13 protein-coding genes are annotated in these 12,870 nt (G+C 69.9%); 8 read left to right on the plus strand and 5 right to left on the minus strand.

What is annotated here, in order from left to right:
• On the plus strand, positions 1-303 hold a 303-nt coding region (locus tag ACFXPK_RS22310; protein ID WP_385077950.1), incomplete at its 5' end, for a DUF6344 domain-containing protein.
• A 142-nt stretch (positions 304-445) separates the two neighbouring features.
• On the opposite strand, the gene ACFXPK_RS22315 is transcribed toward ACFXPK_RS22310, so the two are convergent.
• The gene (locus tag ACFXPK_RS22315; protein ID WP_385005889.1) at positions 446-1,177 is read right to left on the minus strand and encodes a DUF5324 family protein; all 732 of its coding nucleotides are present in this window, start codon (positions 1,175-1,177) and stop codon (positions 446-448) included.
• Between the two features lie 212 nt (positions 1,178-1,389).
• Here ACFXPK_RS22315 and ACFXPK_RS22320 point away from each other — a divergent pair, with 212 nt between their 5' ends.
• Positions 1,390-1,917, plus strand: coding sequence for a peptidylprolyl isomerase (locus ACFXPK_RS22320; protein WP_385005886.1), 528 nt, complete (start codon positions 1,390-1,392; stop codon positions 1,915-1,917).
• Between the two features lie 134 nt (positions 1,918-2,051).
• Positions 2,052-2,957 (plus strand): rhomboid family intramembrane serine protease, encoded by a 906-nt coding sequence (locus ACFXPK_RS22325; protein WP_385005884.1) that lies wholly within the window; start codon positions 2,052-2,054, stop codon positions 2,955-2,957.
• A gap of 276 nt (positions 2,958-3,233) precedes the next feature.
• Here the strand turns inward: ACFXPK_RS22325 and crgA are convergent, their stop codons facing one another.
• Complete coding sequence (gene crgA, locus ACFXPK_RS22330; protein WP_329828239.1) at positions 3,234-3,491, minus strand: cell division protein CrgA; 258 nt, start codon at positions 3,489-3,491, stop codon at positions 3,234-3,236.
• 139 nt (positions 3,492-3,630) lie between these two features.
• Between crgA and ACFXPK_RS22335 the strand changes: the two genes are divergently transcribed.
• The 5 genes from ACFXPK_RS22335 to ACFXPK_RS22355 all read left to right on the plus strand — a co-directional run bounded on the left by ACFXPK_RS22335 (position 3,631) and on the right by ACFXPK_RS22355 (position 7,672).
• Positions 3,631-4,434 carry a DUF881 domain-containing protein gene (locus tag ACFXPK_RS22335; protein WP_385005882.1) on the plus strand — a complete coding sequence of 268 codons (804 nt, stop codon included), beginning with the start codon at positions 3,631-3,633 and terminating at the stop codon, positions 4,432-4,434.
• Between the two features lie 113 nt (positions 4,435-4,547).
• Positions 4,548-4,721, plus strand: a complete 174-nt coding sequence (locus ACFXPK_RS22340; RefSeq protein WP_385005880.1) for a hypothetical protein — start codon at positions 4,548-4,550, stop codon at positions 4,719-4,721.
• Positions 4,718-5,356, plus strand: a complete 639-nt coding sequence (locus ACFXPK_RS22345) for an aminodeoxychorismate/anthranilate synthase component II (protein WP_385005878.1) — start codon at positions 4,718-4,720, stop codon at positions 5,354-5,356. Before ACFXPK_RS22340 ends, ACFXPK_RS22345 begins: the two co-directional genes overlap by 4 nt.
• Entirely contained in the window at positions 5,353-6,816 is a 1,464-nt protein-coding gene (locus ACFXPK_RS22350; protein WP_385077956.1) for a class E sortase, read from the plus strand. Before ACFXPK_RS22345 ends, ACFXPK_RS22350 begins: the two co-directional genes overlap by 4 nt.
• Positions 6,817-6,895: 79 nt before the next feature.
• Positions 6,896-7,672, plus strand: a complete 777-nt coding sequence (locus ACFXPK_RS22355; RefSeq protein ID WP_385077959.1) for a class E sortase — start codon at positions 6,896-6,898, stop codon at positions 7,670-7,672.
• Between the two features lie 82 nt (positions 7,673-7,754).
• Here ACFXPK_RS22355 and pknB read toward each other — a convergent pair whose 3' ends face one another.
• From pknB to ACFXPK_RS22370, 3 genes are all read right to left on the minus strand, one after another.
• Positions 7,755-9,821: a Stk1 family PASTA domain-containing Ser/Thr kinase gene (gene pknB / locus ACFXPK_RS22360; protein ID WP_385077961.1), complete on the minus strand. Its 2,067-nt coding sequence runs from the start codon at positions 9,819-9,821 to the stop codon at positions 7,755-7,757.
• Positions 9,822-9,988: 167 nt separating this feature from the next.
• Entirely contained in the window at positions 9,989-11,455 is a 1,467-nt protein-coding gene (locus ACFXPK_RS22365) for a penicillin-binding transpeptidase domain-containing protein (protein WP_385005796.1), read from the minus strand.
• Positions 11,452-12,870: an FtsW/RodA/SpoVE family cell cycle protein gene (locus ACFXPK_RS22370; RefSeq protein ID WP_385005798.1), complete on the minus strand. Its 1,419-nt coding sequence runs from the start codon at positions 12,868-12,870 to the stop codon at positions 11,452-11,454. Before ACFXPK_RS22370 ends, ACFXPK_RS22365 begins: the two co-directional genes overlap by 4 nt.

The following is a 12,870-nucleotide window of genomic DNA, read 5'->3' on the forward strand; positions in this document are numbered from 1 at the left end:
GCGCAGCCCGCCGACCGGTCCGCCGACCGCCCGGCGCCGGCGCCCGCCGCCGCGCACCGCGCCGCCGTGGCCCTGCCGGCGGCCAGGGCGGCCGTACCCAGGGCCCTGCCGCGGGCCCGCTCCCTGCCGCCCACGATCAAGCAGCGGATCCGCGCCGAGGCGCACGGCTCGTCACCGTCGGTCCGTCACCTGCCCGCGCTCGCCCTGTCGGACGGCGACGGCGACAGCGACGGTGACGGCGCCCACGCCGGCCGTGCCACCCACGACACCCCCGCCGCCGACGCGGCGCTCGTCGCGGCGTGAGGCGCGCGCACGGTCCTGTTCCCCGGAGTCCGCACGGTCCTGTTGCCCGGAGTCCGCACGGCCCTGCCGCTCAGGATCCGTACCGCCCCGTCTCCCAGGACCCGTACCGCCCGGCGTCCCAGGACCCGAACCGCCCGGCCCGTCAGGGACGTTCGCCCTGGTTCCGGTCCCGCTCCGCGGCCTCCGCCTCGGCCTGCTTCGCCTGCACCTCGGGATCGAGCGGATCGACCACATGGCTGCCGCTCACCGGAGTGCCGTCCACCGACGTCAGCGGAGCACGCTCCGAGACCTCCGTAGCGGCCGGCGGCTCCACCAGCCAGTCCGGGTTGGCCTGCTTGTCCCACCACTTCCACGCCACGAAGGCACCACCGGCCACCACACCGAGGACCGCGAGGCCCTTGGCGACCCGGCCGGCCCTGGCCCGCCGCTCGTGCTTGCGCACCAGCTTCCGGATCTCCTTCGGCGTGACCTGTCCGCGCAGCGCGGCCAGCGCCGCCGTCGACCGGGCCGCGGCCTGCTCCGCCACCGGCTGTGCCGTCGCCACCGCCTGCCCGACCCGCGGCACCGTGTAGTCCGCCGCCTGACGGGCGGCCCTGCGGGTGCGTACGGCGGCACGGTGGGCCGCGTCATCGAACTTCGGAGGTACACGTGGCGCCACATGGGCGCCGTACTGAACACGAGCCTGTTCGGCTGCCTTTGACATCGTCGGCGCGAGCCGGACCCGCGCCTCCCTGGCGTACAGGGCCGCTTGCTCCTTGGCCAGAGTGGCCTGCTCCTTTGCCGTGTCGGCGTAGGGGGCCACCGCTTCCGCGGCGTGCTGCACGCTCTCCTTGGCCGAACCGGTAGCGGCGCGCACGCTGTCCATGCGGGTCACAGGATCATCCTCCTCGGTGGCGTTCCGTATTTCGCCTATCCACCCTTTTCGAAATCATGCCTGTCGGTGACGATCCCGGCATGCGTTACGGGCATCCGTGTCATCCCCGGAGTCCGTCCTTCCGGCATGTCCGCCGCTCCTTCCCCGGACCTCACCTCCCCATGTCCGTGCGAGGATCTGGAGCGTCAGCGACGACTCACGGAAGGCACATCGTGGCCGAGCAGCTTTACGCCACCCTCAGGACCGGTCAGGGCGACATCGAGCTGCGGCTCCTGCCGTACCACGCGCCCAAGACGGTCAAGAACTTCGTCGAACTCGCCCGGGGCGAACGCGAGTGGACCGACCCGGCGACCGGCGGCAGGACGACGCGGCCGCTCTACGACGGCACCGTCTTCCACCGCGTGATGAAGGGCTTCATGATCCAGGGCGGCGACCCGCTGGGCAACGGCACCGGCGGCCCCGGGTACGAGTTCGCGGACGAGTTCCACCCGGAACTGGCCTTCGACAAGCCGTACCTGCTCGCCATGGCCAACGCGGGGCCGGGCACCAACGGCTCGCAGTTCTTCATCACCGTCTCGCCGACCGGCTGGCTGAACCGCAAGCACACGATCTTCGGCGAGGTCGCCGACGCCGCGAGCAGGAAGGTCGTCGACGCGATCATCGCCGTCCCCACCAACCCGGGCACCGACCGCCCCCTCCAGGACGTCGTGATCGAGTCGGTCGTCGTCGAGACCCGCTGACCCGACGCAGTCGCCGCTGACCTGTTCCCGCCACCCGGGAACCATCCCGCCCCGCCCGTCCGTAGTGGTTACATACCGGACGGGCGGGGCGGTGCGCTGCGTACCGCCCGCCGCCACGAAGACCGAGGGGACCGATGGAGCACCCGCCAGGAGGCCACGGAGGCCAGGACCAGCCCGCCGTCACCCAGGGCCCGCCGAGCTGTTACCGCCATCCCGGCCGGGAGACGGGCATAAGCTGCACGCGCTGCGAACGGCCCATCTGCCCGGAGTGCATGATCAGCGCCTCCGTCGGATTCCAGTGCCCCGAGTGCGTCAGACAGGGATCCGGTACGGGCCACGGCGCCACGGCCAACCAGCCGCGCACCCTCGCGGGCGGCACGATCGCCGCCGACCCCCGGCTGCTCACCAAGATCCTGCTCGGCATCAACGTCGCCGTCTTCGTCGCCGTGCTCGCCGTGGGCGACCACGACCGGCTCGCCATCGACCTCGGGCTCATCGGCGGCGCCTACGACCGGGGCCATGTCATCGGCGTCGCGGGCGGTGAGTGGTACCGGCTCTTCACCTCGATGTTCCTGCACGAAGAGGTGTGGCACATCGCCTTCAACATGCTGGGCCTGTGGTGGCTCGGCGGTCCGCTGGAAGCCGCCCTCGGCCGCGCCCGCTATCTGGCGCTCTATCTGCTCTCCGGACTGGCCGGCAGCGCCCTCACGTATCTGATCGCCGAGCCCAACCAGCTCTCGCTGGGCGCGTCCGGCGCGATCTTCGGGCTGCTGGGTGCCACCGCCGTCCTGATGCGCCGGCTCAACTACGACATGCGGCCGGTTCTCGCCCTGCTGGCGCTGAACCTGCTCTTCACCTTCACCTGGAGCGGCATCGCCTGGCAGGCACATGTCGGCGGTCTGGTGGCGGGCGTCGCGATCGCCATAGGCATGGTCCACGCGCCCCGGGCGCACCGGAACGTGGTGCAGTACGGGACGTGCGCGCTGGTGCTGCTGGTGACGATCGGGATCGTCGTGGCCAGGACGGCACAGCTCACCTGAGGCCCCTGGACGCCCTGCGGGGCGGACCTGTGGCCACGTTGTCCACAGAGCGTGCAGGATCTTGTGCATCCTGTGGGGAACATGCGTGCCCCTTGTCGCCGGTACGGGTCTGACCAGCGGAGACAAGGGGCGATCACATCATCGGAGGGACCGTGGCGGTCACACCGGCGTCAACCACCCGTGGGGTTATCCACAGATCGTCTGACCTTTTCCCCCGCCTGTGGATAACGATGTGGACAAGCATGGGGAGAGCTTGACGCGGAGCGGTCGGGACCGCTACTTCCACTGGGTGGAGACACCGAACCCGGCGGCGATGAAGCCGAACCCGACCACGATGTTCCAGTTGCCGAAGCTCTTCACGGGAAGATCGCCCTCGGTCACATAGAAGACGACGATCCAGGCCAGCCCGATCAGGAACAGGGCCAGCATCACCGGAGCCACCCAGCTCCGGTTGGTGAGCCTTATGGCGGTCGCCTGCTTCGCCGCCGGGGGCGGCGTGAAGTCGGCCTTCTTGCGGATACGTGACTTCGGCACGAGGGACTCTCCTGTCGATGCGCTGCGTGACCGCGCAGGGGACTGTAAACGGGTCCCGGGGCGGAGAGCAGGGGGAACCACCGCCCCCGGGCGTCCGTTAGCGTAGTGCTTCCGCGGCGCCTAAGGAGATAAGGGTACGTTGAGCAATTCAGCCGACTCTCCCCCAGGGCCGGTCCCAGGGCCGGTTCCCGGGCCGGGAAGCACGCCGGGCCGCCGGTCGGGAGCACGCCCCGTACGGGTCCTCACGGCCGCCGTGTTCGCCCTCGCCGGGCTGATCTTCGTCACCAGCTTCAACACGGCCAAGGGCACCAACCTCCGTACGGACACCTCCCTGCTCAAGCTCTCCGACCTGATCCACGAACGCGACCGGAAGAACGCCGAACTGGGCGACACCACCGCCGCGATACGCCAGGAGAACGACCGGCTCGTCAGCCGCGACCACGGCACCGGCGAGGCCGAGAACGCCGAGCTGCGCGCCCTGGAGGCCGCCGCGGGCACCAAGGAGGTCACCGGCCCCGGCCTCACCGTCACCCTCGACGACGCCCCGCCCAACGCCACCGCCAACCCCGGCTACCCCGAGCCGCAGCCCAACGACCTCGTGATCCACCAGCAGGACCTCCAGGCCGTGGTGAACGCGCTCTGGCAGGGCGGCGCCAAGGGCATCCGCGTCATGGACCAGCGGCTGATCTCCACCAGCGCCGTCCGCTGCGTGGGGAACACCCTGATCCTCCAGGGCCGCGTCTACTCGCCCCCGTACACCATCACGGCGGTCGGCGACCGGACCGCGCTGCGCAAGGCGCTCGACGACTCACCCGCGATCCAGAACTACGAGCTGTACGTGAAGGCGTACGGCCTCGGCTGGCAAGTCGATGAGCTGCGCAAAGAGGCCCTTCCCGGCTACTCGGGCACGGTGGACCTGCATTACGCGACGCCCGTGGAGTGACGAAGAGCAAGTCCGAACCTGGGCGCAGCTCGCTGATGCACCGCCCACGCGCCCCCGTGGCCCTTTAGTCTGGTGCCGTACCGCCTGGCGCGGTACCGAACGGAAGGGACAGCATGTACGGCTGGATCTGGCGGCATCTGCCGGGCAACGCGCTGGTACGGGCGGCGCTCTCGCTCGTGTTGGCGCTCGCCGTCGTCTATCTGCTGTTCCAGTACGTCTTCCCGTGGGCGGAGCCGCTGCTGCCGTTCAACGACGTGACGGTCGACGGAGCGGGGGCGGCCCGATGAGCGCGCGCATCCTCGTCGTGGACAACTACGACAGCTTCGTCTTCAACCTCGTCCAGTACCTCTACCAGCTCGGCGCCGAGTGCGAGGTCCTGCGCAACGACGAGGTGGCCACCGCGCACGCCGACGACGGCTTCGACGGCGTCCTGCTCTCCCCGGGCCCCGGCACCCCCGAACAGGCCGGTGTCTGCGTCGAGATGGTCCACCACTGCGCCGCGGCCGGCCTGCCCGTCTTCGGTGTCTGCCTCGGCATGCAGTCGATGGCCGTGGCGTACGGCGGGGTCGTCGGCCGGGCCCCCGAACTGCTGCACGGCAAGACGTCCCTCGTCACGCACGAGGGCAAGGGCGTCTTCGCGGGACTGCCCTCGCCGTTCACCGCGACCCGCTACCACTCGCTCGCGGCCGAGCCCGCCGAGCTGCCGGCCGAGCTGGAGGTCACGGCGCGGACCGAGGACGGGATCATCATGGGGGTACGCCACCGTGAACTGCCCGTCGAGGGCGTGCAGTTCCATCCGGAGTCGGTGCTCACCGAGCACGGCCACCTGATGTTGGCCAACTGGCTGGCGCAGTGCGGTGATCCGGGCGCGGTGAACCGCTCGACGGGACTGGCGCCGGTGGTGGGCAAGGCGCTCGCGTGACCGCACTGCGCCCCGAACACGACGCCGGTTACGGGGGCGCGTACGACCCGGACCGGTACGAACCGGACGGTTTCCAGCCGGGCGCGTACGGGGACTCCCGCGCGTTCGAGGCGGCGGTGGACGGTCTCGCGGACCCGCTGAACGACCCGCTGCCGGGCCAGCCGGGACAGCCTGGCCAACCGGGTCAACATGGACAGCCGGGTCGGTCGGAGAGACCGGAGCCCCCTGCTCCGCCGGTGCGGCGGCCGGGGCGGCACCGGGGGCCCCGGCGGGACGAACCGGCCGCAGCGGGCCCCGTACCGCCCTCTCCGGGCCCTGTGGCGGGATCCGGGGCCGGGCCCGAGTGGTCCGGGGACTACTACCGGCAGTACGCGGCGGAGCCGCAGCCGCGGCCACAGGCGGTGCCCGAGCCGCGGGCGGTACCGCGCCCCGGCCCCGCCGCCGGTCCGGCGCCCGCGCCCATATCCGACTCCGCCGCGGCGGAGTTCGTCACCCAGCCCATGCCGGTGGTGGAGCCGGGGCCCGCGCAGGGCCCGGGGCCGCTCCCGCCGGCCGTCGCGGAGCCGTCGGTGTCCGCGCCGCGTACGGGCGGCCGGGCGGAGCGCCGGAGAGCGGCGGCGGCCAAGGGCGGCGGCAGGGGCCGCAGGCGCGCCGCGGAGGCGCCGGAGGACGAGGGCGGCCCCCGGGACGCCGGGAACGAGGCACAGAGCGCGTCCACGGGCCCCGCACGGGCGGCGTCCTCCCGGCCGCTCTCGCGGGTCGAGGCGCGGCGTGCGGCGCGCGCCCTCAAGGAGAGCCCCGCCGTGATCGCGAGCCGGGCGATCGGCGAACTGTTCATCAGCTTCGGTGTGCTGATGCTGCTCTTCGTCGGCTACCAGCTCTGGTGGACGAACATCCAGGCCGGCCAGTACGCCGGCAAGGAGGCGGACAAGATCCAGAGCGGCTGGGCGGACGGTCGGCAGCCCGGCGCCTTCGAGCCGGGCCAGGGTTTCGCGATCATGCACATCCCGAAGCTGGACGTCGTGGTGCCGATCGCGGAGGGCATCAGCAAGCCGAAGGTCCTGGACCGCGGGATGGTCGGTCACTACGCGGAGGGTTCGCTCAAGACGGCGATGCCCTCCGACAAGCAGGGCAACTTCGCGGTGGCCGGACACCGCAACACCCATGGGGAGCCGTTCCGTTACATCAACCGGCTGCAGCCCGGCGACGAGATCATCGTCGAGACGCAGGACGCGTACTACACGTACGACATGACCAGCATCCTGCCGCAGACGCCGCCGTCGAACGTCAGCGTGATCACTCCGGTGCCGCCGGGGTCCGGGTTCACCAAGGCCGGGCGCTACATCACCCTGACGACCTGCACCCCGGAGTTCACCAGTACCTACCGCATGATCGTGTGGGGCAAGATGGTGGACGAGCGGCCGCGCAGCAAGGGGAAGCCCGACGCGCTCGTCGGCTGAGGCCGACGGGTCCCGCGGGGTCCGACGGGGCCGCGGGGGCCGATCGGCCGGAATCACGACAGGGACGGGGACGGGTGCCGTGGCAGCGAACACCGGGCACGAAGAACAGACCGGCACACCGCCCCCCTCCCCGGACCCTGACCCGGCGCCGGCGCCCGTCCGGGGCCGCCGCCCCCGCGGCCGGATCGCCGCCGCCGTCAGCGTCTTCGGCGAACTGCTCATCACGGCGGGTGTGGTGCTGGGCCTCTTCGTCGTCTACTCGCTGTGGTGGACGAACGTGCTGGCCGACCGCGCGGCGGACAGGCAGAGCGACGACGTACGGCACAACTGGGCGCGTGAGGCGACCGGCGGCGACGGCCCCAAGAGCTTCGACCCGGCGGACGGCATCGGCTTCCTGCACGTCCCGGCGATGGACAGCGGCGAGGTCCTGGTGAAGAAGGGGACGAACACGTCCCTGCTGAACGACGGCGTCGCGGGCTACTACACGGATCCGGTCAAGTCGGCGCTCCCCTGGGACAAGCAGGGGAACTTCACGCTGGCGGCGCACCGGGACGGGCACGGCGCGAGGTTCCACAACATCCACAAGATCAGGACGGGCGACGCGGTCGTCTTCGAGACGCGGGACACCTGGTACGTCTACAAGGTCTACAAGGAGCTTCCGCAGACGTCGAAGTACAACGTCGAGGTGCTGATGCCGGTGCCGAAGGAGTCCGGCAAGACCAAACCGGGCCGCTACCTGACCCTGACGACCTGCACGCCGGTCTACACGTCGGACTACCGCTACATCGTCTGGGCCGAACTGGAGCGCACGGAAAAGGTCGACAAGGACCGCACGCCCCCGCCGGAGCTGCGCTGACGGCGGAGTGCCACAGACACCGTCACGGGAATGCCCCGGTACCCATGTGGGTACCGGGGCATTCCCGTCGAGCTGAGCGCTGTTACGAGCTCTCGGGGCGGAAGGGGACATCGGACCGGCCGCCGAAGCCGAAGAAGCCTCCGCCGCCCCCGCCGTCGTTGTTGTTGTCGCCGTTGTTCCCGTTCCCGTTGCCATTCCCGTTGCCGTTGCCCTGGCCGCCGAAGGTGGTCAGGGTGACCGTGTCGCCCTTGTTCACTTCCTGACCGGGGCGCGGGTCGCTGCTGATCACGATGGCGTTGTCGTCGCCCGACGAGCCGTTGGCGAGGGCGACGTTCAAGCCCTGGCCCTGGAGCGTGCCCCTGACCTCGCCCAGGCGCTTGCCGGTGAGGATGTCGGCGGGGATGGTCACCTTCTCCTGCTGGGGCCCCTTGGAGACGTCCAGGGTGACGGTGGCGCCCTCGGCGGCCTTGGTGTCGCCCGACGGGTTCTGCTTGACGACGGTGCCGGCGGGCTGGTCGGAGTCGACCTGGTTCCGTACGACGACGAAGTTGAGCGTCTTGAGCTGTGCCTCGGCCTCGTCGACGGACTTACCGGTCACCGGCGGGACGGGGATCAGGGTGTTCGTCGCGATCGTCAGGGTGACCGTGGAGTTCTTCTCGGCCTGGGAGTTGCCCTCGGGCGTCTGGGCGAGCACGGTGCCGGAGTCCCGGTCGGACTCCTCCTCCTTGTACTCGACCTTGAAGCCCTTGTTCTCCAGTTGGACGGTCGCCTTGTCCTTCTGCTTGTCGGTGACGTCCGGGACCTCGATCTGCGGCGAGCCTTCGGAGACGACGACCTGGACCGTCTCGCCCTTCTCCATCTGCCCGCTCTCGGGCTTCTGGCTGCAGATGGAGCCCTTGGGCTGCTCGCAGCGCTCCGAGCCCGACTGGGAGACCTTCACGGAGGCGTTCTCCGCGAGGGTCTCCGCGTCGCTGAGGGTCTTGCCGACGAATTGCGGGACGTCCACCTGGCCCTTGCTCTCGCCGCCGCTGCCGTCGACGATGTACTTGCCGATGAGGATCGCGCCGACCAGTACCAGGATGCCCGCGACCGCGAGCAGGATGGTCGAGGTGTTGGACTTCTTCGGTTGCTGGCGGCGGCGCCCCGGGCGGTCGTCGTATCCGCCGAAGCCGCCGTCGTCCGGGTTGGCCGGCGGGAGCATCGAGGTCTGGCCGCCCGGGTCGCCCGCGCGCATCGCCGTGGTCGGCTGGTCGGCGCCGTAACCGCCGCCGTAGCCGACCGCGCCCATGGCGGCCGTCGCTGCGACGGGCTGGCCGTCGAGGCACGCCTCGATGTCGGCGCGCATCTCGTCGGCGGACTGGTAGCGGTAGTCCGGGTCCTTGACCAGGGCCTTCAGGACGATCGCGTCCATCTCGGGCGTGATCTCGGGGTCGAAGACGCTGGGCGTCTGCGGCTCTTCCCGTACGTGCTGGTAGGCCACCGCGACCGGGGAGTCGCCGATGAACGGCGGCCGGACGGTGAGGAGTTCGTAGAGCAGGCAGCCGGTGGAGTAGAGGTCGGAGCGCGCGTCGACCTGTTCGCCCTTGGCCTGCTCGGGGGAGAGGTACTGCGCGGTACCGATGACGGCGGAGGTCTGCGTCATCGTCATGCCGGAGTCGCCCATGGCGCGGGCGATGCCGAAGTCCATGACCTTGACCTGACCGGTGCGCGTCAGCATGACGTTGGCCGGTTTGATGTCGCGGTGGACGATCCCGTTGCGGTGCGAGTACTCCAGCGCCTGGAGGATGCCGACGGTCATCTCCAGCGTGCGCTCGGGGAGCAGCCTGCGCCCGGAGTGCAGCAGCTCGCGGAGCGTGGAGCCGTCGACGTGCTCCATCACGATGTACGGGAGGGAGACGCCGTCGACGTAGTCCTCGCCGGTGTCGTAGACCGCGACGATCGCCGGGTGGTTCAGGGAGGCCGCGGACTGGGCCTCTCTGCGGAACCGCGCCTGGAAGGACGGGTCGCGGGCCAGGTCGGCCCGCAGCGTCTTGACGGCCACGGAGCGGCCGAGCCGGGTGTCATGGGCGAGGTAGACCTCTGCCATGCCACCACGACCGAGCACCGAGCCCAGTTCGTACCGGCCGCCGAGGCGACGCGCCTCTTCCATAACGTTCCAGCCCTCTCCGTCAGTCCCGACCGCACCGGCGAGTGGTCCGGCGGTGTGCTGTTCGCGCCTACGCTACCGGGCACGCCGTATGAGGTTGGCCCGTAACGGTGAGCTGATATACGACCGGTATCGCATTGTGCGGGTATGGACGTGCGTCGTGACGGGCGTCACTTCTTGCTGTCGATGACCGCCTTCATCACGTCCTTGGCGATGGGGGCCGCGAGGCCACCACCGGAGATGTCGTCACGGCTGGCATCGCTGTCGGCGACGACGACCGCGACGGCCACCGGGGAGCCGTCACCCGTCTTGGCGTAGGAGATGAACCACGCGTACGGATTCTTGCTGTTGTTCTCGCCGTGCTGGGCGGTGCCGGTCTTCCCGCCCACTGTGACGTTCGGGATCTTGGCATTGGTTCCCGTGCCCTCGTCGACGACGGTCTCCATGATGCTCTGGAGCTTCTGGGCGTTCTCCTGCGAGAGGGGCCGGCTCAGCTCCTCGGGCTCGGTCTTCTCCAGCACGTCGACGCTGGGCGACTCCAGGCGGTCGATCATGTACGGCTTCATCAGCTTGCCGTCGTTGGCGACCGCGGCGGCGATCATGGCCATCTGGAGGGGCGTGGCGCGGGTGTCGAACTGGCCGATGGAGGAGAGCGCCGTCTGCGAGCTGTTGATGTCCTCGGGGAAGACGGAGGCCGCGGCGCGGACCGGGACGAACTGCTCCTCGTTGAAGCCGAACTTCTTCGCGGTCTCCAGCATCTTGTCCTTGCCGAGGTCCGAGCCCAGCTTGCCGAAGACGGTGTTGCAGGAGTAGCGCAGCGAGACCCGCAGCGTGGCGTTCTCGCAGGGGATGTTGCCCTCGTTCGGGAGCGGCCTGGTCGTCCCGGGCATGATCCAGGGGAGCGGGGTCTCCGTGGGGGCGTCGACGTCGCTGACCTTGCCGTGCTCCAGGGCGGCGGCGGCCGTCAGCACCTTGAAGGTGGAGCCCGGCGGGTAGGTCTCGCGCAGCGCCCGGTTGAGCATCGGGTCGTTGGGGTCGTTCTTCTTGTCGAGGCCGACCCAGGCCTTGGAGTCCTTCTCCGTACGGCCGGCGAAGGTGGCCGGGTCGTAGCTGGGGGTGGAGGCCAGCGCGAGGATCTTGCCGGTCGCCGGTTCGATCGCGGCGACGGCGCCCTTCTTCTTGCCGAGCCCCTCGTACGCGGCCTTCTGGGCGGCACCGCTGAGCGTCGTGACGACGTTGCCGCCCTTCTTCTCGTCGCCGGTGAACATGGACATCGTGCGGTCGAAGAAGAGCCGGTCGTCGTTGCCGGTGAGGATGCCGTCCTCGATGGACTCGATCTGGGTGGCACCGAACGCCTGCGAGGCGAAGCCGGTGACCGGCGCCCACATGGGACCGTCGGTGTAGGTGCGCTTGTACGTGTAGTACGTATCGTCGGTCTTGGCCGAGCCGGTTATGGGCTTGCCGTCGACGATGATGTTGCCCCGTGCGCTGCTGTACCGCTCGATCTGCACACGCTTGTTGAAGTCGTGGGAGCTGAGCTCGTTCGAGCGTACGAAGCCGAGCCAGTTCTCCCGGAGGAGCAGGGCGAGCATGAGCAGCCCGCAGAAGATGGCGATACGGCGCAGGGGCTTGTTCACGGTCGGACCACCTGGGTCATCTCGGCGTCGGGGGACGGGGCGGGGGCCGGTGCGGGGCGGCGCGCGGTGTCACTGATGCGGATGAGGATGCCGATCAGGGCCCAGTTGGCGAGCACGGAGGAGCCGCCGTACGCGACGAACGGCATGGTCATACCGGTCAGCGGAATGAGTCCCATGACACCGCCGGCGACGACGAAGACCTGGATGGCGAAGGCGCTGGAGAGCCCGATGGCGAGGAGCTTGCCGAAGGGGTCGCGAGCGGCGAGGGCGGTGCGTACACCGCGCTCCACGATCAGCGCGTAGATCATCAGGACGGCCATGGTGCCCGCCAGACCCAGTTCCTCACCGATGGTGGTGAGGATGAAGTCGGCGTTGGCGGCGAAGCCGATGAGGTCGGAGTTGCCCTGGCCGAGCCCGGTGCCGAGCGTGCCGCCGGAGCCGAAGGAGAGCAGGGCGTCGCCGATCTGCTGGCAGGCGCCGCTGGTCTCGTAACAGGCGAAGGGGTCGAGCCAGGCGTTGACGCGGGACTGGACGTGCGATTCGAAGGTGGCGACGCCGACGGCCCCGCCGACCGACATCAGGAGTCCGAAGACGATCCAGCTCGTCCGCTCGGTGGCGACGTACAGCATCACCACGAAGAGGCCGAAGAAGAGCAGGGAGGTACCGAGGTCGGTCTCGAAGACCAGGATGAGGATCGAGACGCCCCAGATACCGAGGATGGGTCCGAGGTCGCGGCCGCGGGGCAGGTAGAGGCCCATGAAGCGGCGGCTGGCGAGGGCCAGGGCGTCCCTCTTGACCATCAGGTAGCCGGAGAAGAAGACCGCGATGATGATCTTCGCGAACTCGCCGGGCTGGAGGGAGCCGAGGCCGGGGAGGGTGATCCAGATCTTGGCGCCGTTCTTCGCGGGGAAGAACATCGGCAGGATCAGCAGGAAGAGCGCGACGGCCATCGAGATGTACGTGTAGCGCTGGAGGACGCGGTGGTCCTTGAGCACGATCAGTACGGCGACGAAGAGCGCGACGCCGATCGCGGAGTTCATGAGCTGGCCCGGGGCGGCCGGGTTGTACTCGGACTTGGTGACGATCTTGGCGAGCTGGATCAGCCGCGGCGACTGGTCCAGGCGCCAGATCAGCACCAGCCCGAGACCGTTGAGCAGCACAGCCAGCGGCAGGAACAGCGGATCGGCGTACGGGGCGAACTTGCGCACCACGAGGTGCGCGACGCCCGCGAGCAGGCTGAGGCCGGCCCCGTATCCGAGCATCCCCGCGGGGATCTTGCCGTCCATGGCCAGCCCCACGTTCAGATACGCGAACACGGGGATGGCTACGGCGAAGGCGAGCAGGGCGAGCTCGGTGTTGCGGCGGCTCGGTGCTTCGATCGCGCCGATGGTGGTCGTGTTGGTGACAACGCTCAT

It is taken from the genome of Streptomyces sp. NPDC059142, assembly GCF_042755665.1.
GTDB lineage: Bacteria > Actinomycetota > Actinomycetes > Streptomycetales > Streptomycetaceae > Streptomyces.